Below are 22552 nucleotides of genomic sequence, written 5' to 3'. Positions count from 1 at the left end.
TGTCCTTGCAGGAGTTCTTGGTTTACGGGTTCGGCCGCGTCAGCGGCTGGGCGAGGATATTTCGGGCTTTTTCCATGTACTCCAGGAATTCCTCGGTGATCGAGCGCTCGCCGGAGCCCTTCACATAGCGGTCCACGGATTTCATGACTGCCAGATGCAGGATGTGGACCAGGACCACCAGCTGCGGGTCGTCGGGTTCCACGCCTTCGCGGGTGGCCATCAGCTGCAGGAATTCCGCTTCCTTTTCGGGACCGACCTGCATCATGCGCTGCAGCAGCTCGGGCTCGCGGTGGATGACGGAGAAGAAGCCGTGGGTGCTGACGATGGCCTGCTCGTCGTGCGTCAGCTGTTCCAGCGCCAGCTCGACCAGGTCGGCCAGCAGGGTGGAGGAGATCCCGGTGAGCCCCTCCGGGCGGGCGGCCATGAAGCGTTCCACGGCGCCCTCGGGGATCTCGTCGGTGTCGTGGCCGAAGACCGCGTCCAGCTTGCTGGGGAAGTAGTTGAAGAACGTGCGGCGTGAGATGCCCACGTGTTCGCACAGCTGCTCGACGGTGAAGCCGTTGTAGCCGTGCTCCGCCGTCAGCGTGCGGGCCTGCCGGGTGATCGCCAGCCGGGTCTTGAGCATGCGGTCGCTCAGATGAGGGCCCTTGCCCTTCGCCGCGGGATCATCTTTTGCACTATTCCCCATAAAGTGCACTTTTGCACTTTAATGCTGATAGTGCAAATAAGGTGACCGGATGCACACCGCCTTCGACAGCTGCCGGATCTGCGACATAGGCTCGGGGAATGACAAGTATTGAGCTCCGCCCGCCGACCGCCGCCCTGCATGACTCCTGGCTGAAGAGCTGGGACGAGTGGGGAACCACCGACCAGGACGGCGCCAGCGTCTTCTTCGCGCAGAAGTTCGGCTGGAACCTGCGCACGCTGCAGGGATTCGCCCAGTGGGTGCAGCTGCTCAACGATATGGGCGAGCCGGGCGCGGTGCCACCGGTTGGCTTCGCCGCGCAAAGCACGCTGTGGCTTGAGCGCGGGGGAGAGTACTTCGGGGCGGTGAGCCTGCGCCACGCCCTGGTGAACGACTTCCTTCAGAGAATCGGCGGGCATATCGGCTACGGAATCCGCCCATCAGCCCGGGGCCAAGGGCTGGCCAAGCTTGCGCTCGCCGGGGCGCTGGAGCAGGCCCGGGCGCTGGGCCTGCGACGCGTGCTGGTCACCTGCAATGGCTCGAACATCGCCTCAGCCAAGACCATCGAGGCCTGCGGCGGCGACATGGAGCGCATCGTGCCGCGGGAGGAAATCGCCGAGCCCTTCGGCGCGGTCGAGGACCTGCGCCGCTACTGGATCAGCCTGTAGCAGCGGACGGGCCGGGCTAGCCTGCCGGTAGCACCTGGCCCAGCACCCGCAGGGTGTTGCCGCCCATGATGGCCTGGATCTCCGCCGCGGAACGGCCGCGATCCATCAGCTCTTGGGTGACCAACGCAAGCTGGCTGGTGTCCCAGGCGACCTCGGTGGATCCGTCGAAGTCGCTGCCCAGCGCGGCGCTGTCCAGGCCTCCCACCGCGATCACGTGCTCGATGGCGTCCACCACCGCATCCACGTCCAGCCGGCAGACGGCGGCATCCCAGTAGCCGATGCCGATGACCCCGCCGGTGGCGGCCACGGCGCGGATCTGCGCATCGCTCAGGTTGCGGTTCACCTGGCAGGTGGCCTGCACGCCGCCGTGGCTGAAGACCACGGGCCGGGTGGCCATGGCCAATACCTCGTCAATGCTCTGGTTGCTGGCATGGGCGAGGTCGATGACGATCCCCAGCTGCTCCATGCGGGTGACCGCTTCGCGGCCCAGGTCGGTGAGCCCGCCCTTGGCCTCGCCGTGCATCGAGCCGGCCACTTCGTTGTCGAAGAAATGCGTCAGCCCGGCCATGCGCATGCCGTCGGCGAAGAGCACGTCCAGGTTCTTGAGATCTCCCTCCAGGTTCTGCAGCCCCTCGACCGAGAACAGCGCCCCGGTGACATTGGCGCCCTGGGCGCGCTGGGCCAGCAGGTCTTTCAGCTGGGCCTTCGTGGTGATGGTGCGCAGCGCCCCCTCGGAGCGCTGTGCGGCCTCGCGCAGCTTCGTGGCGTGGAAGCGCGATCGTTCAAACGGCGAGAACCAGGTCTTCGGAGGCTGCAGTTGGGCGATGCTCAGAAGCGTGATGTTGTCCGAATCCGCGCTGTTCGACTCGTAGTTCTGGCCCACCGGGGACTTGGACACGGAGGAGAAGACCTGCAGGGCCACATTGCCTTCCTGCAGCCTCGGCAGGTCGACGTGGCCACGGGTGGCGCGCTTGAGCAGGGAGCGATCCCACATGAGTGTGTCCGAGTGCATGTCCACGATCTGCAGCTTGCCATGGACGGCCTTCGCCTCGTCGCCGAGCTGAGGCAGCGCAGTGTCCGCCAGCTCGTTGTGGCTGCGTTCGACGATCCCCGGGGCGAAGATGAAAAACGCGGCGAGGGCGAGGACCAGGAACGACCCGAGGCCCAGTGCCAGTCGCTTGAACAGTGTGCGTGTGGTGCGGCTCATAGTGCCGAGACTAGCAAAGGGACCGGGCCGCGGGGAGGCTACGTCCCGGGAACAAACCAGGCGCGGGCGTGCTTGAAGCGAACAGCGTGCCCGGCAATCCCGAACGGGCGCAGATCGATCTTGTCCACCACTCCGACCGACGGTGCGGATGCGGGGCGCGGTCCTGCGAATTCTCCATCGCCCCGACCCACCTCGAGGGCGCAGTCGGCATAGTCGACGATGTCCACGGTTCCCCGCGTCGTTGCGGTTCCGGGGTAACCGGTGAAGGCGCTGCCGCAATACCCGACCACGAGCGGCGAGCTGCCGGTGAAGGCGTCTGACTGAGGCAGGCCGGAGAGTTCGTCCCAAAGCCACAATGAACCGGCCAGGCTGGCGAAATCCCTGGGCGAAAGCAGGTTGATCGCGTCAATTCCATGGATGGGGCAGTGGTTGCTGGCCGAGACGTCCGTGCTTTCGCGGATCTCCTCGGCGTCTTCCGGGAACATCTGCACCAGCTCAGCGACGCAGATGCACCTGTATTCGCTGGTATCCCGCTCGATATTGATCTGTCCGCCGGACGGTTCGTCCTCGTCCCAGACGAGTTCCACGGGGCCCGGGCCTGTCGGCAGCCGCCAGGCATAGCGGCCGACCAAGCCGCGGGCCAAGACGCCGAGCAGTGCACGAAGCAGCAGGACCGCCGCGAGTGCGGCCGCCAGCAGCGCGGGTATGGCCCACAGGTCGGATTCCGAGGCCTGGTCCAATGCGGCGGCGGTCAGTCCTTCTTCCGCGGCAAAAATGCGAAGGGTCCACCACCACAAGCCCGCCGCGAGGAGCCCGGCGCCAAGCCCCCACAGGCCTTCGGCTGCGGATCCCAGCAGCAGCTTGGTCCGTGCGCCGCGCTCCGGTGCAAGCCCGGTCCCTGCCGGCAGGGACCGGGCCAGCGCACGCACCTGCAGCGTCTGGCGGGCCAGGAGCGTGAAATCGAACAGCAGCCACAGCGCTGCCAGCAGCGTCCCGGCCCACCAGAACACGGCCTCGGGCGAGGAATCCAGGGTATGCGCCACGGCCGCAATGCCGAGCAGCAGCGGGGCCAGGCCCAAATTGAACTGGTGCAGGTACCAGCCGGCGAGGCTGAAAATCACGACCAGGCCGATGCTGGCCAGGCCCAGGACGTCGAGCAGCTGGAAGCCGCCGTCCCAGGCCTCGGCGTCCAGGTCATTCCAATGCTGGAAGCCGACGAAGATGCCAACCTTGGTGAGCAGCACCAGAAGCCAGGAAATCCGTTGGGCCAGCGCCCGGGGCGGCCTGCGTGTCACGGCGGCCCACTCGGCGCCGGAAGGCGCAATCTCGGTGTACGTCGCGGAACCTGCTGTGCTTGTCATTCCTTGATTTTGGCCTGCTGGCCGGTGAAGTCCAAAAGCTGTGGCGAGGGCGCGTCACGAACTGCCTGGCGGCGCGCAAAAGCCCGGCGTCGGCATGTGCCTGCGCCGGGCTTGAAGGCGGATCCGCTAGTGCTTGCCCACCATGGTGGAAACATCCAGCAGCGCATCCAGCTGCGCTTCAGTGACCTCGCCGCGCTCGACGAAGCCCAGCGCGACGGTGGCCTCGCGGACGGTGAGCCCGTTGGCCACCGCCTTCTTGGCGATCTTGGCCGCGTTCTCGTAGCCGATCAGCTTGTTCAGCGGGGTGACGATGGACGGGGAGGCCTCGGCCAGGAAGCGGGCGCGCTCCACGTTGGCGGTGATCCCGTCAATCATCTTTTCGGCCATGACGGTGGAGACGTTGGCCAGCAGGCGGATCGACTCCAGCAGGTTGGAGGCCATGACCGGGATGCCCACGTTCAGCTCGAAGGCGCCGTTGGTACCGGCCCAGGCGATGGTGGTGTCGTTGCCGATGACCTGCGCGGCCACCTGGATGGCAGCTTCGGAGATCACCGGGTTGACCTTGCCCGGCATGATCGAGGAACCCGGCTGAAGGTCGGGGATGGCGATTTCGCCCAGGCCGGTGTTCGGGCCCGAACCCATCCAGCGCAGGTCGTTGGCGATCTTCATCTGGGAGATCGCGATGGATCGCAGCGCCGCCGAGGCCTCGACCAGGCCGTCGCGGTTGGCCTGCGCCTCGAAGTGGTTGCGCGCCTCGGTGATCGGCAGGCCGGTGTCTTCGCGCAGGAACTCGATGACCTTTTCCGGGAAGCCGTCCGGGGTGTTGATGCCGGTGCCCACGGCGGTGCCGCCCAGCGGAACCTCGGCCACGCGCGGCAGGGCCGCCTGGATGCGTTCGATGCCGTAGCGCATCTGGGCCGCGTAGCCGCTGAATTCCTGGCCCAGGGTGACCGGGGTGGCGTCCATCAGGTGGGTGCGCCCGGACTTGACCACGTCGGCGAACTGCGCGGACTTGGCTTCCAGCGAGGAGGCGAGGGTTTCCAGGGCGGGGACCAGGTCGTTGATCAGCGCGGCGGTCGCCGCCACGTGCACCGAGGTCGGGAAGACGTCGTTGGAGGACTGCGAGGCGTTCACGTGGTCGTTCGGGTGGACCTCGGTGCCGCTGCCGGACTCCTTCAGCGCGCGGGTGGCCAGCTCGGCAATGACCTCGTTGGCGTTCATGTTCGAGCTGGTGCCGGAGCCGGTCTGGAACACGTCGATGGGGAAGTGGGCGTCGTACTTCCCGCTGGCCACCAGGTCGGCCGCCGCGATGATCGCTTCGGCGCGCTCTGCGTCGAGTACCTCCAGCGTGCGGTTCGCGTGCGCCGCCGCCTTCTTCACCTGGGCCAGGGCCTTGATGTGGGCCGGCTCCAAGGTCTTGCCCGAAATCGGGAAGTTCTCCACGGCGCGCTGGGTCTGGGCGCGGTACAGGGCTTGTGCCGGAACCCGGACTTCGCCCATGGTGTCATGTTCGATACGGAAATCGTCACTGTTGATCATAGGGTCAGCGTACGCCTGAACCGCCAGCGAAAGACAGGTTTCGGCGAAAACATCACAACCAACAGTGACGATGTCCGGAACAGGGAATAAGCCCTGTCAGAAGATGGTTTAGGCTCCTTGCCCGGAGCGCCTAGGCGACATCCAGGCCGAGGCTGGAAACCAGCTGCGCCTTGCCGTCGTCCAGGTGGTAGGCCACGCCTGCCACCGCGGTGCGGCCCTCGGAAATGGCCTTGGACAGGACGGTGGAGAGCTCCACCAGGCGGTCGGTGGTCTGCTTGACGTGCTCCACCACGGTGCCGTTGACATCGGTGATGCCCTGGCGCTCGGCGGCCTGGACCGAGGGGGCGATGTGCTCCACCAGGTCGCGCACGAAGCCCTTGGGCATGACGCCGCTGTTGCGGCTGTTGATGGCTCCGGTGACCGCGCCGCAGGAGTTGTGGCCCAGGATCACGATCAGCGGGACATTCAGCTCGTCCACCGCGAATTCGAGGGAGCCGATGCTGGCCAGATCGATGACATGGCCGGCGGTGCGAACCACAAACATGTCGCCCAGTCCGACGTCGAAGATGATTTCCGCGGCAAGTCGGGAGTCGGAGCAGCCGAAGATCACTGCGAAAGGCTCCTGGCCGGCGACCAGCGACTGGCGGCGGGCGCTGTCCTGGTTCGGGTGCTCGGTTTCGTCATTGACGAACCGCAGGTTGCCGTCGCGGAGCTTCGCCCACGCTTCGTTCGGGGTCATGGAATGCTGTGTGGTTTCTTGAGGCATGATTTGGATTCTATCCGGTGCAGTGTTCGGATATCGAATAAATGACGCGCCTCGGTGTCAAAAGTGAAGAAGCTACTTGGCGTCCGCGGAGACCAGCCGGGCCATCTCGAGAAGTTCAGCCTCGCCGGTGTCGCTGGACAGCACGAAGGTCGAGTCCTTCTCCTCGGAGATCAGGTAGGTCTTGGCATCCTTGGTGCGGACTTCCCATTGCACCCCGTCGATCTGCTTGCTGCCGGCAGGCAGCGCGGAGTCGGTGATCAGGGCGACCCAGGTCGGGTTCGAGTCGACGGCCTGGCGAACCCAGACGAATTTGCTGTCCTCGATGACTACGCCGAACTCCCAGTAAGGCACACCCTGGGCGGTGTTTGCCTGCCAGCGGGCGAAGTTCGCGTACTCGTCCTCCGCAAGCTCCGGGGCGAAGAGTTCGGTGCCGGCCATTTCCGAGGCGCCCTGCGCGGTGGCCTGCAGGTCCACGGTGGACTCGAAGGCCTTCTCGTTGGGGGTCGGATTGAGCAGGTAGAGGGGGATGAACACGGCGATGCAGAACGCAACCGAGATGATCATGCCCTTGAGCGTCTGGTTGGCACGCTTAGACTGCTTTTCCGTCAGCTGCGGCTTGTACGGAAGATCCGCAAAGGTAGCCTTCGGGTCGTTCAGGTCGCGGCGCGTCGGCTCATCGCTGATCGCGGGAGCGGTCCCGGCATCAGTCGCTGGGGTGTTGTTCTCAGTATTCTCGGGCTGCACGATACCCATTCTCCCCGAAGTTTCTGTGGATTTCGAACTACAGTGCCCAAGCCCACGTCGCAGTGTGCGCAGGATAGCTGCGACACAACATGCGTCGCAGAAAGCAAAGAGGATAGAATGGCAGTGTTTGCATAGGCGCAATGACTACGACTCAGTGATGGGATCTTTCGTGACCGAAAAGAACAACTACGCCCACCTATCTTCGCGACTGTCGGTAACCGACGCGGAGCCGGACCGTAACCTGGCATTGGAACTTGTCCGTGCCACGGAGGCGGCGGCTATCGCCTCCTCGCCATGGGTTGGATTCGGTGACAAGAACGCCGCTGACGGTGCTGCAGTGGATGCGATGCGCGGCCTGCTGTCCACCGTGAACTTCAACGGCGTCGTGGTGATCGGCGAAGGCGAAAAAGACGAAGCCCCCATGCTCTTCAATGGCGAACAGGTCGGCAACGGCTCAGGCGCCGAGTGCGATGTGGCAGTCGACCCGATCGACGGCACCCGCCTGACCGCCCTGGGCCTGAACAACGCCCTGTCCGTGCTGGCAGTGGCCGACCGCGGCAGCATGTTCGACCCGTCGGCAGTCTTCTACATGGAGAAGCTGGTGACCGGCCCGGAAGCCGCCGAGCTGGTTGACCTGCGACTGCCGGTGAAGCAGAACCTGCACCTGATCGCCAAGGCCAAGGGCAAGAAGATCAGCCAGGTCACCGTGACCGTGCTGGACCGCCCACGCCACGCCGACCTGATCGAGGAAATCCGCGAAGCCGGCGCGCGCACCAAACTGATCCTGGACGGCGACGTGGCCGGAGCCATCGCCGCGACCCGCGAGGGCACCGGCGTGGATGCGCTGATGGGCATCGGCGGCACCCCGGAGGGCATCGTGACCGCCTGCGCCATCAAGGCGCTGGGCGGCGTGATCCAGGGCCGCCTGTGGCCAACCGACGAGGCAGAGAAGCAGAAGGCTCTCGACGCGGGCCACGAACTGGGCCGCGTGCTGACCACCAACGACCTGGTCACCTCCGACAACTGCTACTTCGCAGCCACCGGCATCACCGATGGCGATCTGCTGCGCGGCGTCCGCTACAAGAACAACCGCATCCACACCCAGTCGATCGTGATGCGCGCCAAGTCCGGCACCATCCGCTTCGTCGAAGGCGAGCACAAGCAGGACAAGTGGGACGCTTACACCCGCTAGGCCCCTGACGGTCGCAGAACAGCTGGCCGGAATCGCATCGAGCCGCAGACTTCCGTGGAAGTCTGCGGCTCGATGCGTTTAATGGCGTGGCGGCGGGTGCCTGCCTAGCAGCGCTGCGCGCTGGCCGCGAACAGCCATCCGGAGCCCGGAGTCAGGCAGGTGGCGGTGGCGGGAAGCTCCGCGGCGGACAGGAAGACCGAGTCGCCCCGGCGCAGCAGCTGTTCGCCCTGCGTTCCGCGCACGCTGAACTCGCCCTGGGTGCACAGCAGGATGCCGGCCCCGTGCAGGTCCAGCGGCTGCGGGAGCGGGTCCCCGGCACCGCTGATCACCTGGAGCTGGAACTCGTCGAATTCCGGCTGGTACAGCAGGCTGGAGGTGCCCAGCGCCTGCGGGGCGAGCAGCGGGGGAGCCGAAGGCTGGGCGATGCTCACGTCCAGCAGCTCCGGGACGTCGATGTGCTTGCTGGTCAGGCCGCCGCGCAGCACGTTGTCCGAGTTGGCCATGACCTCGATGCCCAGCCCGCGCAGGTAGGCGTGCACGTTGCCGGCGGCCAGGCTGATGGCCTGGCCGGGTTCGAGGACAACCAGGTTCAGCAGCAGCGCCACCAGCACCCCGGCATCTCCCGGGTAGATTTCGTTGATCTCCACCAGTTGCGCGATATGCTCGCGTTCGCGAAGTTCCGGGCTGGCCTGGATGGTTGCGCAGATCTGCTGCACCACCGGGGCGACCCCGCCCGGGCGGGCCAGCACGAACTCCAGCGCCGCGGCCAGCGGATCCTCGCCGCGCAGCAGGCCGGACAACTGGGCGATGGCGCTGCGTGCCTCATCGGCCAGGGCCGGGCCCAGCAGCTCCAGATCCGCGAGGATTTCCTCGGGCCGGCGGAATCCGGACAGCGCGGTGAAATCGGTCAGCGCGTAGAGCATTTCCGGCTTGTGGTTGTCGTCCCGGTAGTTCCGGTCGGCGGCATCCAGCGCCTTGCCTGCGGCGTTTTCCAGGGCGTAGCGGGTCTTGGCCTGCTGCAGGGTCGGATGCACCTGGATGGACAGCGGCTGGGCCGCCGAAAGCACCTTGAACAAAAACGGCAGCCGGCCGAAGCGCTTGGCGACATCCGCGCCCAGCATGGCCGCGGGGTCGTGTGCGATGAGTGAGTCCAGCCCCTGCCCGGTGCCGGCCACCCGGCTCGGGCATCCCGGGTGGGCGCCGAGCCAGAGCTCGGCCTGCGGGCTTGTCGTATTTTCCAGCCCCAACAAGTCGGTGATCTGGCTGTCAGATCCCCAGTGGTAGTCCCTAATCGTGTTGTTCAGTTCGAACACGTCTTGTAGCCTTCGCCTTTCACAAACGGATGTGGATTGCCAGTCGGTCGGGGGGTCTTAACCGTTTACGGCACCGAGCATTCGTCGTTGTTCGCGGCAATCTGGGCGATGCGGGTCGTGTACCCCATCAGCTCCAGCTGCACCAGGTATTCCTCGGTGATCGGGCTGCCGTCGGGCTGCGTGAACTCCTCCTGCTCTCCGTTGGAGAGCTTCGGGGCGTTGTTCACGTCGGTTGCATCCTCGGGAGCCTCGGACTGCTCCGGAGCCTGCGAGGCCTCGGTGGTCTTCTTGGACTCTTCGGTCTTCGCGGACTCCTCGGTCTTCTTTTTTTCCTTCTTCGGGGCGTTCTGCTTGTCGATGATCGACTGGATGCGCTCCTGGATTTGGTCGAACTTCGGGTAGGTGGAGAATGAGCGCGGGAAGTCCGGGGCGCCCAGGGTCAGTCGGGCGAACGGGGTGGAGGACACCTTCTCGGCCAGCGATACGAAGGAGCCCAGCTGGCTGGCGGGAATATTGGTTTCCACCAGCTGCTCGCCGGCGGACATGATGCTGGTGAAGTTGGTCAGGATGGTCTGCGGGGTGAACTGCTTGATGATCGCCTGCTGCAGGCACTGCTGGCGCTTGATGCGGTGGTAGTCGTCGGTGAAGTCGCGAGAGCGGGCGAACCAGAGCGCCTGCTTGCCGTTGAACGTCTGCACTCCCGGGGCGAACCAGTGGGTGCGCAGGTTGGTGCCTTCCCACTTCTTGCCGTTGTACGGCACCCAGCCGCCCGAATCGATGGTGACCCCGCCCAGCGCGTCGACGAACTGGGAGAAGCCGGCCATGTCGACCATGACGTAGCCCTGGACCGCGAGGCCGGTGGTGCCCTCCAGGGCATCCATGGCCGCCTGGGCGCCGACGTTCTTCACCGAATCGGGGAACAAATCGGCGTGGTTGTCCTCGGCGTCGCGGTAGATGGCGTTGAACAGGCATTCGTTGCCGCAGTTGTAGCCGTCGGGCCAGGCCTTCTTCATAGGCGAGTCGTCCGCGAAGCGGGCGCCCTGGAAGTTGCGCGGCATGGAGATCAGCAGGGTCTTGCCGGTCTTCGCGTCGACGGACAGCAGGGCGACCGAGTCGGTGCGCACGCCCTCGCGGTTGTCGCCGGAGTCGGCGCCGAACACCGCGATGTTGTATCGTCCGTTCACCGGCTCGAAGGCCGGTCCAGCTTCGAAGACCTTTTCAATGGTCTGGCGTCCGGTGTTGACCAGCGACGCGCCGTAGATGAACAGGCCGCTGGTGGCGACCACTGCCGCCAGGGTGAAGACCGTTACGATCACGCGCATGCCCGGGGCGAGGATCTTCGGCTTGATGATCACCAGGGTGTTGATGAACATGATCAACCAGAGCACCGCCAGGGTGCCCAACACGATAACCAGCACCATCTGGAAGTTCGGGTGGGCCACCCATCCGAGGATGACCGACCTGTTGATGAAGTACAGGGCCGCCAGGCCGATGACGGCCAGCCAGCACAGCATGGTGACAGACACTGCAATGCGTCCCAGCTTGCGGTTGCCCGCAATCAGCTGGGCGCTGCCCGGGAAGAAAATGGTCAGAATGACCAGGATCAGGGCGCGTTTGCTGCGCTGCGGCGAGCTGATGCTCTCCGGATTGCGCAACGGATTTGGAGCGCGGTGACTGGCAGAACCCATGTACTTATATGACTTTCCCTAGGAGGCGAAATTCTCGTTCGCGACTTCTTCACGCAGCGATGCGCCCTTGGCATGGGCGGAATCGCGCAGAGATTCAGCGAACTGAAGCAACTTTACCTGTAACGACTCGGCCAGCTCGTCGGTTCCCGACGCAAGCATGCGCACTGCGAGCAGTCCGGCATTGCGGGCTCCGCCGATCGAAACAGTTGCCACGGGGACCCCCGCCGGCATCTGCACGATGGACAGCAGGGAGTCCATTCCATCCAGCTTAGCCAGCGGAACTGGTACTCCGATGACAGGAAGCGGTGTAACTGATGCAAGCATGCCCGGAAGGTGGGCGGCGCCGCCGGCTCCGGCGATGATCACGCGCAGGCCGCGTTCGTGGGCCTGCTTGCCGTAATCGATCATTTCGGTCGGCATGCGGTGGGCCGAGACGACGTCCGCTTCGAAGGGAATGCCGAATTCGGCCAGGGCCTGGGCGGCCAGGCGCATGACCGGCCAGTCCGAATCCGAGCCCATTACGAGGCCGACAAGAGGTGCTTCAGTCATAACGAAATTTTCCTTGGGTCAGGTGGTCAAACGCTGCCGCCCCCGCAGGGGGAGCGGCAGCGCTCTAGGTAACAGGCTAGGCGGTGGCGGGCACGCCGTCGCGGATCAACGCGGCAACGAGGTCGGCGCGCTGGCGAAGTTCATCTACGCTTTGCCCGGCGTTTGCCACCACGTTCACGTGGCCGATCTTGCGGCCCGGGCGCACCGACTTGCCGTAGGCATGCACCTTGACCTCGGGCGCGGCGGCCAGGGCCGCGGCGAACGCCGAGTACAGGTCCTGGTTGGCGCCGCCCAGGTAGTTCTTCATGACGGTGACACCCAATTCACGGGTTTCGCCCAGCGGCAGGTCGAGCACCGCGCGCAGGTGCTGCTCGAACTGGCTGGTGACCGAACCGTTCATGGTCCAGTGGCCGGTGTTGTGCGGCCGCATGGCCAGCTCGTTGATCACGAAGCCGGCGCCGACGCCGGGGGTCTCGAATAGCTCGGCGGCCATCACGCCGGTGACGCCGAATTCCTCGGCGATGCGCAGCGCGGCGTTGGCCGCGGTGCGGGCGGTGTGCTCGGAAATGTCCTGGGCCGGGGCGATGACTTCGTCGCAGACGCCGTCGACCTGGATGGTGTGGACCACCGGCCAGGCCTTGGCCTGTCCCGACGGGGTGCGGGCCACCATGGCGGACAGCTCGCGGGAGAAATCGACCTTGTCCTCGGCCAGCAGCGGGCCGTTCTCGAACCAGTCGGCCGAATCGCGGGCCTCGCCGGCGTCATCCAGGATGCGCACACCCTTGCCGTCGTAGCCGCCGCGCGGGGTCTTCAGCACGATTGGCCAGCCGATCTTGTCGCCGAAGGCGACCAGCTCGTCGACCGAGTCGACCTTGGCCCAGGCCGGGTTGGGCAGTCCGAGCTTTTCAATGGCTTCGCGCATGACCAGCTTGTCCTGGGCATGGATCAGCGCCGCCGGTCGCGGCTGGATGTTGACGCCCTCGTTGATCAAGGTGGTGAGGAACTCGTTGGGAACGTGCTCGTGGTCGAACGTCACCACGTCCTTGCCCTGGGCGAATTCGCGCAGGGTCTGCAGGTCCTTGTAGTCGCCCACCGGTGCATCCGGGACGCTGCGTGCGGCCGAGACGTCCGGGCCTTCGGCCAGGACATGAAGTTCAAAACCAAGGTTCAGGGCCTCAGGGGCCATCATTCGGGCTAGCTGCCCGCCACCAATTACACCAATTTTTGGAAAGCTCACCCTACTAGATTAGCGAACCAGCGGTGGATGCCTTGAATGGGGGAAGCCGGATGACTCGCTTTGTCCGGCCAACTATCAGGAATTCTCGCTAAAATGGCGGGATGTCGTCTCTGCGCTTGCCGCCGAGGGCGACGGTTAATACATAACCTGCGGGGCAGATCGCCCCGGGGACACCGAGCAGCCAGTGCCGCGAGGACGCTGGCTGCGACGCGGTGCAGGGCTGGCTGGAGGAAAATGTTCGAGCGCATCAGACTGAAAATCACCGGACTCATTTCGCTGCTCTGGCGCGAGGTGGCCAAGTTTGGTGTGGTCGGCGGCGTCGCGTTCATCATCGACTCCGGCATTTACGTCTGGCTGCTCCACGGCCCCATGAGCGATTCCCAGGTGAAGGCGAAGATCATTGCCGGCGTGGTGGCCACGCTGTTCTCCTGGCTGGCGAACCGCTTCTGGACCTTCCGCCACCGCCGCCAGGCCAATGTGGTGCGCGAGCTGGTGATGTTCCTGATCATGAACGCGATCGGCCTGGGCATCGCGGCCGCCTGCGTCTGGGTGACCAAATACTGGATCGGCCTGACCGACCCGACGAGCCTGTTCATCGCCGGTTCGGTGGTGGGCCTGGTGCTCGGCACCATCTTCCGCTTCTTCGCCTACCGCTTCTGGGTCTTCGGAGCCGAAATGGACCAGGAAGAGCAGTTCGCCCACGACCACGACCTGCTCGCACCATCCACGCACCAGGCGCCGGGCGGTGCGAAGCCGGCAACCGGCGCCGCGAGGTCCGGGGATTCGGATCCCGCGGACACCGGGAGCGTTCCCACCGTGGTCAACTAGCTGGCTGGATCAGGCCTCGGGAGAGTAGTCGGCGGTGATGCGCTCGCCTTCGCGCAACCGCTCGGTCGCTTCCACCCCGTCCTCCAGCAACACCAGGGCGTCCCCTGCGGCCCACTGCGCAATGGCGTAGGGAAGGAATTCCAGAACCGGCAGGCCGGCCCGCACCAGGATGGTTCCCTTGGCTTCGGCCGAGGTGGCGAACAGGGTCTCCAGGTCGATGCGGTGTTCGTCGCCGGCAATCGCGGTCGCCGCGCCGGATACGGAGGACGGGAAGAACTGGTCTCCAAAGGAGCGGACCGAAGCGTTGAAGTCCTCGGCCACCGGTCCCAAATCGCCGCCGAAGGATAGTGCGAGCGCTGCGGGGTCGACGGCCAGGATTTCGCAGGACGCGGGAATGCCTGGGTCGGTCGGGGTGGCGGTGACCCACAGGACGGCTTCGGCAGCGCGCTCATGCGAGGGAGCTACCAGGGTCGCCCCGTGGTGCAGCGAGGCCAAGGCCAGCACCAGCGACTTCCAATGCGTCGGCAGGTCGACCACGACCACCTGGTCTTCTTCGAGGTCGAAGGAGTCGGCCAGCAGGTTCGCGCTTTTCGCCACCCAGTTGTCGAACACCCGTCCCGATAATTCAATACGTTCTCCGCTGGCTCCGTACCAGGTGAGCCACGGCGAAGCCGAAGCCCGGTGGGGCGCCAGGAGGTTTTCCACGAAAGTGCCGGAAATCAAGTTGAAACTCACCTGTACCTTTAATCTTCTTAACTGAGAATTCGCCGGGAATTCAGGCAAGTTGCGACTCGCCCGGTTGATCTGCCCGTTTAGACGGCGTGTTGTGCCGAGAGTTTGCTGGGAAGTGTTCTTAGAATACCTTCCCCGCTTGACTCAGGCTTAGTTACAAAGATGTAATTAGATGGTGAGTTCGGCTCGCACCATCATTTTCGATATTTCGATGGAATAAATGAAGCCGAATGGATCGGGCGCTAGGATGCCCCGATCTTCTCAAACCAACGTGAAAGGTCAACATCACCATGGCGAAGCTGGAGCAGGGGTACTCCGAATTTTCGACCTCGGCTGTTGCGTCCGCCCAATACGGGCTCGAAGACGCACCGTCGGATTGGTTTGTCGATCCGCAAGCCGGAGAGTTCGCACGCCTTGCTGTCGCGGCGGACCTGGAGTCAGCCGCTGACAACTTCCTGAAGGACCACGAGACCGCTGAAACCGTCGAGGAGATTCCCTCGGCAGGTTCGTGGGCCCCGGAACTGGATGAAGACGACGAAACCCGCGAAGCGATCAAGGCCGTATGGCTGGGCGTCGGCGGGGAAGTGGATGAAGGCGAACTTGGCTGGCAGGCCCGCGCCCTGTGCGCGCAGACCGATCCTGAGGCGTTCTTCCCTGAAAAGGGCGGCTCGACCCGCGATGCTAAAAGAGTTTGCGGGGCATGTGTTGTACGTTCGGAATGTTTGGAATACGCGTTGAGCAATGATGAGCGCTTCGGCATTTGGGGAGGGCTCTCGGAGCGCGAACGCCGCCGTCTACGGAAACGAGCAATCTAATTCGCCCGCCAATTCATGTCACCGCCATCGTTGCTACGCACGATGGCGCTGACTTTTTACCACGCACTTTAGCCGCGCTGCGAAACCAGTCCCGGCCCATTGAACGTTTCATCGGTGTTGACGCATCGTCCACCGACGGCTCCTTGGAAGTCCTGAAGGCGAACCTGCCGTCGAACGCGGCCTTGGTCGTCGCGGATGAAGGATCGCTCGGCCTGTCCCTGGACACCGCGGTCGCCGAGCTGCCGCAGGCGCGCGAGGACCGCGACGAATGGCTGTGGATCATCCACGACGACTCGATGCCGGCTCCCGACGCGCTTGAATTCCTGACCCGCACGGTTGAAGCCTCCGAGTCGGTCACCATTGCCGGCTGCAAGCTGCTGGACATCGACAACCCCCGCCACCTGGTGGAGGTGGGCCTGAGCGTCGACCGCAAGGCCCAGCGGCTGACCATGATCGACACCGACGAAGTCGACCAGGGGCAGTACGACGGACGCAGCGACTACTTCGCCGTGTCCTCCGCCGGCATGTTCATCCGGCGCGACATCTTCGAGCAGCTCGGCGGCTTCGACCTGGCGCTGCCGGGCCGCGGCGACGACGTCGACATCTGCTGGCGCAACCGGCTGGCCGGCCACCGCGTGATCGTGGTGCCCGAAGCGAAGATCTACCACCAGGTGGAGATCGTCGAAACGCTGGCCGGCCCGCGCGAAGCCAAGCGCGCCGAGGTCTTCCAGCGGCTGAAGTACGCCTCCGGCCCCGGCCTGCCGTTCGTCTGGATCGGCATCCTGCTCGGCGGCATCGGCCATTTCCTGGTCTCGCTGCTGGCCAAGGACCCGGGCCACGGCTTCAGCCACCTGGGCTCGACCCTGCGCGGGCTGTTCTCCCCGGTGAAGCTCGGCGCCTCGCGCCGCAACGTCAAGCAGATCCGCACCGTGCCGCGCCGCCAGGTGCGCAAGCTGATGGTGTCGGGTTCGGAAGTGCGCGAATACCGCCGCAACCTGAACACCGGCCGCGAGGACTCGCAGGTCTTTGGCGACGGCAGCGGCTCCGAGGGCGCGCTGGAACCCAGCGGCGACAATTTCTCGGATTTCGTCTCCATCGCCCGGCCGCCGCGCACCACCGCGGTGCTCTCCCTGGTCTTCGCGCTGCTGCTCGCCGCCGCCGCCTCGCTGGTGGCCTGGCGTACGCTCTTCGGCGCCGGCGCGCTGTCCGGAGGCGCGGCCCGGCCGTTCTCCCAGACCCTGGGCGAGATCGGCGCCAACGCGTCCTCCTGGTGGCAGAACACCGCCACCGGCCTGAGCGCCGCCCCGGACAACAGCGATTCGCTGTTCTGGTTCTTCTCCCTGCTGACCCTGGACCACGCGAACCAGGCCTCGGTCTACCTGTACTTCGCCGCCATGCCGTTGGCGGCGCTGTCCGCCTGGTGGGGTGTGGGAGCGCTGAGCCGTTCGCGCGCCGTGCGCTTCATCGCCGCGCTGCTCTGGGCCTTGTCCCCGTCGCTGGTTTCCTCCCTGGCCTCGGGCCGGGTCGGCTCGGTGCTGGTGCACCTGATGCTGCCGCTGCTCTTCCTCTCGGTGCTGCGAGCCATGGATTCCCAGGTGGCCCCCGAAAGCCAAGGCGTGCGCGATGCCAAGCAGCGCACCACCTCGGCGTGGACCGCTTCGGCCTGCGCCGCGCTGATCCTGTGGGTCATCTCCGCCGGCTCCATGGCCTTCTTCCTGAGCGCAACGGTGCTGGTCTACGTGCTGGCCTTGGTTTCCCCGCACCGCTCGCGCACCCTGTGGTGGATCCCGGTTCCCGCACTGATCTGGAACCTGCCGCTATTGATCTCCGCGCTGGGCACCCCGCGTCTGCTGTTCACCGAGCCGGGAGCGCTTAGCGCGTTCTCCCCGGCCTCGCTGTGGCAGATGGCGCTGGGCTTCCCCGAATCCTTCGACGCCGCGGCCACCCCGGTGGGCTGGGGTTTCCTGCCCGAGGGCCCGTGGGCCCTGGTCGCCGCGTTGCTGGTCGGCGCCCCGCTGGTGCTGCTGGCGGTTTTCGGCACGCTGAGCAGCTCCGCCAGCGCGAGCGCCACCATGCGCCGCAATTCGCGCCGCCTGCTATGGGGCGCGGCCCTGTCGCTGGCCGCCGGATGGGCCGTCGGATTCATCCCCGTGGGGCTGGATTCGCACACCACCGTCAGCGCCTACACCGGCCCGTTCGTCTCCATGGCGTCCTTCGCGCTGCTGGCGGCCGCGGCCAATGCCAGCGCCGCGCTGCGCCGCGAAGACCTTCCGCGCGCCCTGCGGCTGCCCGGCGGACGCCCGGCGCTGGGCTTCATGGCGGCGCTGTCCACCGTGGCGATCCTCGCCAGCGGTGCGGTGCTGCTCGGCGCCCAGCTGAATCCGGCCAACCCGGATGGCACGCTCACCGCGCTGAACGCGCCCCAGCAGGTCGGCTCCTCGCAGGAACGCACCATCCCTGCCACCGCCTCCGACGCAGGCCGCTCCGATTTCCACGAACGCACCCTGGTGCTCAAGCCCCGGTCGTCCGGGGAAATCGACAGCATCGTGGTCTCCGGCAACGGCGAAAGCCTGGATACGCTCAGCCGCTATTCGCAGGTATCCACGCTGACCGGTTCGCTGCTGGACCCTGAACGCAACGAAAAGCCCGCCGTGGATGCCGTGCAGCGTGAAGCGGTGGCCATGCTGCTGTCCGAATCCGGGCTGGACGCCCGCGAGCAGCTGCGCGATTTGGGTGTCGGCTACGTGGTGCTGAACGAAACCGGCGAAGCGGTCTCCTCGACCGTCCGCCTGCTGGACTCCGCCACGGGCCTTGCCTCCGTGGGCCAGACCGACAGCGGTTGGCTGTGGCGCGTGGACTATTCCACCACCGAGGCCGCCCGGGGCGCGGGCTTCGCACGACTGGTCGCGGAAGACGGCACCGTCACGGTGCTGCCGAGCAACCGGGCCAAGATCCAGAACGTCCAGATTCCCGCCTCCGATTCCGCCCGGACCCTGGTGCTGGCCACCGCCGCCGACCCGAAGCTGCGCGCTTCGATCGACGGGCAGGCGCTGCGCACGGTGTCCTACCCGGAGGACTCGCAGCCCCGCTGGGCCCAGGCCTACGAGGTCCCGGCCTCCGGCGGAACCCTGGCGCTCAGCCACCGCGAACCGCTGGCCGTGCCGATGCTGGTCCTCAGCGGCCTGGTCCTGCTGATCACCGTCCTGCTGGCGATCCCGGCGCCGAGCACCCGCCGCCTGGCCAACTACCGAAACGACTCCTACCGGATCCGCGAAACCCAACGCGATCCCCAGGAAGTCGCCGACGGCGAGCAGGTGCTCGCCGCCGCGCAGCCCGGAGCCAGCCAGGTTCAAGAGGCCGGCCGTCCGCGCAGCCGCCGCGAGGCACGCGCCCAGGCCAGCCAGATTCGTGAAAACTTGACCCCGAAGCTCAGCGACCGCATTTCGGACGATGAGCCGGAGCAGGAGAAGAACCAGTGAGCGACCAGAACAACGAGAACACCCAGGGTTCCTCCGCCGAACCCCAGGTGCCTGCGGGCCAGCCCGAAACTCAGACTGGATCCGGGTCCACGCAATCCGCGCAGCCGCAGCCGGCGCAGCCCCAGGCGGTTCCCTCCGCGGTGCCTGCCGCGGCCCCGGTATCGGCCGCCGTCACCAAAGCCGAGCTGAAGGCCGCCAAGGCCAAGGCTAAGGTCGATGCCAAGCTGGCCAAGGTGCGCGAGAAAGAAGCGCAGATCCAAGCCAAGGCTGATGCCAAGGCACAGGCCAAGGCCGCGAAATCGAAGAAGAGCGAACCCGCGCCAACGGAACCGGCCAAGCCCGAAGCAGCCAGCACGGCCGCTCCGGCTGTTCCGGACGCCGATTCACGGTCTGCCGAAGCCAAGATTCCCGACGCACCGGCAGAACCTGCGGCCCCTGCCCCGGCAGCGAAGTCTTCTGCGGTGCCGTCCGTTGATGACGCCGCCCAGAGGCCCGCAACAGAGGTCCCCGCACAGGACAAGGCCGACGCCGGCTCGCTCCCGGAGCCTTCGGCCGATGCCGCAGCCAGCGCACCGCAGAAGAACGGCACTTCGCCCGCGCCGTCGACCACTTCTGCCGCCGCTGCTGCTGCCGCGGTGCAACCGGCGTCCCCGAACAAGCCAGCACCCGAGGCCGGGAAAGCGGCCGAGGCCAAGGCCGCCGAGGCAGCGCCGACGGCGTCCAAGAAAACCAAGGGCTCCACAACATCCGCAGAACAGGCCGACACGTCGGAAGCACCTGAGACGGCACAGAAGCCGCAGGAAAGCCCCAAGGCCGCACGCCGCCGCGAGAAGCTCGAACGCGCCCGCGCGGCCGCCGCGCGGGATGCCGAGCATTCACCGACCCGCCGGAAGACCGGCGCGGTGCTGCTGAGCCTGGCCGCGGTGCTCGCCTCGGGTGGACTGGTCGCGGCGGGCTCGCTGCTGGCCCCGAGCCCTGACACCACCACCCTTCCGGCCGCGGTGACCAGCCTGCCGGCCGGCGACGCGTTGAGCGTCTGCGCCTCGACCCCGCAGCTGCTCAAGGGCGTGGACGGGACCGATCCGCAGTTCGCGCCGGGCGCCAAGGAAATCTCCAGCAACCTGCGCAGCGTCGTGATCTCCGACCTGGCCAAGCGCATCCCGGGCTCCACGTTCTCCGCCCTGGGCGGCAGTTCCCGGCAGACCCTGACCGAACGCATCGACGACGCAGAGGCTTCCGAGTCGCGCAGCGCTGACGACCAGGGCCTGACCGGACGCTCGGCCAAGGTCAGCACCGTGAACAACGCCGACGGCAAGCAGCTCTTCGAGGTGCAGCCGCTGGGCCAGCTGCCCTCCATCGGCAGCACCCTGCGCAGCTACCAGGCCAAGGACGGCGACCTCGCCGGCCTGGCCGCGGCGAGCTGCCAGGTGCCTGCGTCGACCTGGCGCTTCACCGGGCTGCAGACCACCACCGGGTCCACCTCGGTGCTGCACCTGGCCAACCCGACCAGCACCTCGGCCCAAGTGGCAGTGGACCTGCGCGGCCCCGAGGGGCCGATCGACACCTCGACGCTGCAGAATGTGGTGATCGCCCCGGGCGAGCAGCGGGCCATCGTGCTCGGCGGCTACGCCCAGGACCTTTCGGCGGTGGCCGCCACCGTGACCAGCACCGGCGGCAAGGTGACCGGATATGTCCAGCAGGCAGCGCTGCGCGGACTCACGCCTTCGGGTGTGGACCTGGTCGCCGGGAACGCCTCGGCTTCCAACACCCAGGTGATTCCGGGGGTGTGGATCGACAACAAGAACAACTCCGCCAAGCTGTCCAAGGACAACAAGTCCCTGGTTCCGCAGCTGCACGTCGCCGCGGCGGGCGCGCAGGGCGCCGGCTACAAGGTGAAGGTGCTGGGCGCCGGCGGCGAGGTGGCGGCAAGCTTCGAGCGGAACCTGGCCGCGTCCTCCAACGCGACCTCGGTCCAGAACCTGGACCAGCTGGCCGGCGGCTACTACACCCTGGTGGTCGAGGCCGACGCCCCGGTCACTGCCTCCGTGAAGATGGTGCGCGGCGCCGACCCGAAGGACGCCTCGGACACCGCATGGGCGGTCAGCTCCAACCCGCTGGCAGGCAACCAGGTCATGCCGTTGTCCGCCAACGGCACCGGGAAGTTCGTGATTGCCGCGACTGACGCCGATTCCTCGATTGACGCGGTGGTCGTCGCCAAGGACGGCAAGCTGCAGAAGACGCAGAAGCTGAACATCAAGGCCGGGACGAGCACGGTCTTCGATCCGCGCGAAACCAGCGAAGACGCCCAAGCGGTGATCTTCTCCTCGGACGCCAACGCCTATATCGGCCAGGTGATCCTGGGATCCGAGCAGTCCATCGGCTGGGCCTCCATGCCGGCGGCGAACGCCGGGCGCGAAGGCATCGTGGTCAACGTCGGGGGATGAGATTCCCCTCCTGCAGCACAGGGCCTGGAACCGGCAACGGTTCCAGGCCCTGTGCTGTCTCGGGAAGCCGCCCGCCGCAGGGCGGGGGAGCGGGGCTAATCGCCGTCGCCGTCGCATTCGGCCGCGGCCACAACCAGGCATTCGAAGTGCGGGGGCTCAAGCAATGCCAGGCTTCCGGGCTGGCCGGTGTCCGCGCACCTAGGCATCCTGTCGCCCGGTGATGCTTCGAGGACCAGCTGCACGTCCTTGGCGGGTTGCGACCTGTCATCAGCGGGAATCGAAAAAGCCAGCTTGTCCATGACGAACCTTTCATCGGTTCATCAAGTGTAGGTTCCGCGCCGGCGCGCGCCAAGGCTTGGGTGCGTCAGAAATCCGGGTCTTCGGGGAAGTAGTCGGGATCGACTTCGCTCACCGGGATCATCCAGAGCTCGGATACCTCGTGCACCACGCACTGGTGCACCAGATCCACCAATTCCACCGGGCTTGCGGCCAGCTGCTCCAGCGGCAGCCGGAAAATCGTGATCTGGGCGCGGTCATGCGCGGTCGCCGTGCGAGAGCAGGACAGCGGCACCCGCTCGCCGGCGCCTTCGGCTTGGGAGAGCAGGGTATCGGAGGGCACCGGCTCAATGAGGAAATCGATTTTCAGCATCCGCGATTCCCAGCGTTCGGCCAGGCGCTGGGCGCTGGCCATGACCGCGTCGTCGAAGCGCTCGGGACGGTTGCGGTACGCCGGCAGGTGCATGGGAACCAACGGCCCGCGCCGGCCCCTGCCATGCCGGTTGCGGCGTGGCCCGCTGGGTTCATCCGGCAGTTTGGCGTTCATGCCTCCAGACTACCCCCGGGAACCCAATTGCCGGTCAACCGTCGCGGACGCGAGTAGACTGGAGGGCGTGGATGGTCTTCGTATTTGCTCTCGCCCAGCCTGCCGTGAAACGGCCCGCGCAACCCTCACCTACGTTTATGCGGATTCGACCGCGGTGCTGGGGCCGCTGGCGACCTATCCGGAACCCCACTGCTACGACCTGTGCGCGAGGCATGCCAACCGGTTGACAGTGCCCAGCGGGTGGAGCCTGATCCGCGGCACCATCCCGGATGTCATCGAGCCCGAGGACGAATTGAACGCGCTGGTCGAAGCCGTCCGTGAACCCCGGCCAAGGGATCGCGCCCCGCGCCATGCAGCCATCGCCGAGCCGGATGCCGCCGAATCGCGCGGCCCGCGCTTCGATGCCCGCGTGCGGCTGGCCATGCTGCCGGATGCCCCGGACAACCAGTAGCGCCGCACCACGCACCACGCCACGCGCCGCC

The 22552-nt window shown here is 66.3% G+C and carries 20 protein-coding genes; 7 read left to right on the top strand and 13 right to left on the bottom strand.

Annotation, left to right across the window (positions count from 1 at the left end):
* Window positions 1–22 precede the first annotated feature (22 nt).
* Window positions 23–688 (bottom strand): TetR/AcrR family transcriptional regulator, encoded by a 666-nt coding sequence (locus DFO58_RS07465; RefSeq protein WP_120989973.1) that lies wholly within the window; start codon window positions 686–688, stop codon window positions 23–25.
* Between the two features lie 98 nt (window positions 689–786).
* Between DFO58_RS07465 and DFO58_RS07460 the strand changes: the two genes are divergently transcribed.
* The gene (locus DFO58_RS07460) at window positions 787–1353 is read left to right on the top strand and encodes a GNAT family N-acetyltransferase (protein WP_120989971.1); all 567 of its coding nucleotides are present in this window, start codon (window positions 787–789) and stop codon (window positions 1351–1353) included.
* A gap of 16 nt (window positions 1354–1369) precedes the next feature.
* On the opposite strand, the gene DFO58_RS07455 is transcribed toward DFO58_RS07460, so the two are convergent.
* From DFO58_RS07455 to DFO58_RS07435, 5 genes are all read right to left on the bottom strand, one after another.
* Window positions 1370–2560, bottom strand: a complete 1191-nt coding sequence (locus DFO58_RS07455) for a dipeptidase (protein ID WP_120989969.1) — start codon at window positions 2558–2560, stop codon at window positions 1370–1372.
* Between the two features lie 38 nt (window positions 2561–2598).
* Window positions 2599–3921 carry a hypothetical protein gene (locus DFO58_RS07450; RefSeq protein WP_147407219.1) on the bottom strand — a complete coding sequence of 441 codons (1323 nt, stop codon included), beginning with the start codon at window positions 3919–3921 and terminating at the stop codon, window positions 2599–2601.
* A gap of 126 nt (window positions 3922–4047) precedes the next feature.
* On the bottom strand, window positions 4048–5460 hold the full coding sequence (locus DFO58_RS07445) for a class II fumarate hydratase (RefSeq protein ID WP_047118447.1): 1413 nt from the start codon (window positions 5458–5460) through the stop codon (window positions 4048–4050).
* A gap of 130 nt (window positions 5461–5590) precedes the next feature.
* Window positions 5591–6226, bottom strand: a complete 636-nt coding sequence (locus tag DFO58_RS07440; RefSeq protein WP_082123811.1) for a carbonic anhydrase — start codon at window positions 6224–6226, stop codon at window positions 5591–5593.
* A 72-nt stretch (window positions 6227–6298) separates the two neighbouring features.
* Window positions 6299–6970, bottom strand: coding sequence for a DUF4245 domain-containing protein (locus tag DFO58_RS07435; protein ID WP_183043129.1), 672 nt, complete (start codon window positions 6968–6970; stop codon window positions 6299–6301).
* A gap of 157 nt (window positions 6971–7127) precedes the next feature.
* On the opposite strand from DFO58_RS07435, the gene glpX reads away from it, so the two are divergent.
* Window positions 7128–8162, top strand: a complete 1035-nt coding sequence (gene glpX, locus DFO58_RS07430; RefSeq protein WP_047118450.1) for a class II fructose-bisphosphatase — start codon at window positions 7128–7130, stop codon at window positions 8160–8162.
* Window positions 8163–8266: 104 nt separating this feature from the next.
* Here glpX and manA read toward each other — a convergent pair whose 3' ends face one another.
* The 4 genes from manA to DFO58_RS07410 form a co-directional block, all read right to left on the bottom strand.
* Window positions 8267–9475, bottom strand: a complete 1209-nt coding sequence (gene manA, locus DFO58_RS07425) for a mannose-6-phosphate isomerase, class I (RefSeq protein ID WP_120989963.1) — start codon at window positions 9473–9475, stop codon at window positions 8267–8269.
* A 65-nt stretch (window positions 9476–9540) separates the two neighbouring features.
* The gene (locus tag DFO58_RS07420; protein WP_047118452.1) at window positions 9541–11163 is read right to left on the bottom strand and encodes an LCP family protein; all 1623 of its coding nucleotides are present in this window, start codon (window positions 11161–11163) and stop codon (window positions 9541–9543) included.
* 18 nt (window positions 11164–11181) lie between these two features.
* Entirely contained in the window at window positions 11182–11712 is a 531-nt protein-coding gene (gene purE, locus DFO58_RS07415) for a 5-(carboxyamino)imidazole ribonucleotide mutase (protein ID WP_053797509.1), read from the bottom strand.
* 76 nt (window positions 11713–11788) lie between these two features.
* Window positions 11789–12949 carry a 5-(carboxyamino)imidazole ribonucleotide synthase gene (locus tag DFO58_RS07410; protein WP_053797510.1) on the bottom strand — a complete coding sequence of 387 codons (1161 nt, stop codon included), beginning with the start codon at window positions 12947–12949 and terminating at the stop codon, window positions 11789–11791.
* Between the two features lie 234 nt (window positions 12950–13183).
* Between DFO58_RS07410 and DFO58_RS07405 the strand changes: the two genes are divergently transcribed.
* A complete protein-coding gene (locus tag DFO58_RS07405; RefSeq protein WP_047118455.1) occupies window positions 13184–13777 on the top strand; it encodes a GtrA family protein in 594 nt (197 codons plus the stop codon).
* A 9-nt stretch (window positions 13778–13786) separates the two neighbouring features.
* Here the strand turns inward: DFO58_RS07405 and DFO58_RS07400 are convergent, their stop codons facing one another.
* A complete protein-coding gene (locus DFO58_RS07400; RefSeq protein WP_146955898.1) occupies window positions 13787–14512 on the bottom strand; it encodes a TIGR03089 family protein in 726 nt (241 codons plus the stop codon).
* A 287-nt stretch (window positions 14513–14799) separates the two neighbouring features.
* On the opposite strand from DFO58_RS07400, the gene DFO58_RS18750 reads away from it, so the two are divergent.
* Genes DFO58_RS18750 through DFO58_RS07385 form a run of 3 tightly spaced genes read left to right on the top strand, consistent with a single transcriptional unit; the run spans window position 14800 to window position 21247 of the window.
* The gene (locus DFO58_RS18750) at window positions 14800–15324 is read left to right on the top strand and encodes a WhiB family transcriptional regulator (protein ID WP_082123812.1); all 525 of its coding nucleotides are present in this window, start codon (window positions 14800–14802) and stop codon (window positions 15322–15324) included.
* Entirely contained in the window at window positions 15270–18803 is a 3534-nt protein-coding gene (locus DFO58_RS07390; protein ID WP_120989961.1) for a glycosyltransferase family 2 protein, read from the top strand. The genes DFO58_RS18750 and DFO58_RS07390 overlap by 55 nt, the downstream gene beginning before the upstream one ends.
* Entirely contained in the window at window positions 18800–21247 is a 2448-nt protein-coding gene (locus tag DFO58_RS07385) for a DUF5719 family protein (protein ID WP_120989959.1), read from the top strand. Before DFO58_RS07390 ends, DFO58_RS07385 begins: the two co-directional genes overlap by 4 nt.
* A gap of 95 nt (window positions 21248–21342) precedes the next feature.
* On the opposite strand, the gene DFO58_RS07380 is transcribed toward DFO58_RS07385, so the two are convergent.
* Window positions 21343–21546: a hypothetical protein gene (locus DFO58_RS07380; RefSeq protein WP_120989957.1), complete on the bottom strand. Its 204-nt coding sequence runs from the start codon at window positions 21544–21546 to the stop codon at window positions 21343–21345.
* 65 nt (window positions 21547–21611) lie between these two features.
* Complete coding sequence (locus DFO58_RS07375; RefSeq protein ID WP_047118458.1) at window positions 21612–22070, bottom strand: metallopeptidase family protein; 459 nt, start codon at window positions 22068–22070, stop codon at window positions 21612–21614.
* Window positions 22071–22137: 67 nt separating this feature from the next.
* Here DFO58_RS07375 and DFO58_RS07370 point away from each other — a divergent pair, with 67 nt between their 5' ends.
* A complete protein-coding gene (locus DFO58_RS07370) occupies window positions 22138–22521 on the top strand; it encodes a DUF3499 domain-containing protein (RefSeq protein WP_053797515.1) in 384 nt (127 codons plus the stop codon).
* Window positions 22522–22552 lie beyond the last annotated feature (31 nt).

It is taken from the genome of Arthrobacter sp. AG1021 (genome assembly GCF_003633665.1).
Taxonomy (GTDB): Bacteria; Actinomycetota; Actinomycetes; order Actinomycetales; family Micrococcaceae; genus Glutamicibacter; species Glutamicibacter soli.
The sequence above is the reverse complement of the archived record's forward strand: the minus strand, read 5'-3'. Positions and strand labels throughout refer to the sequence as shown.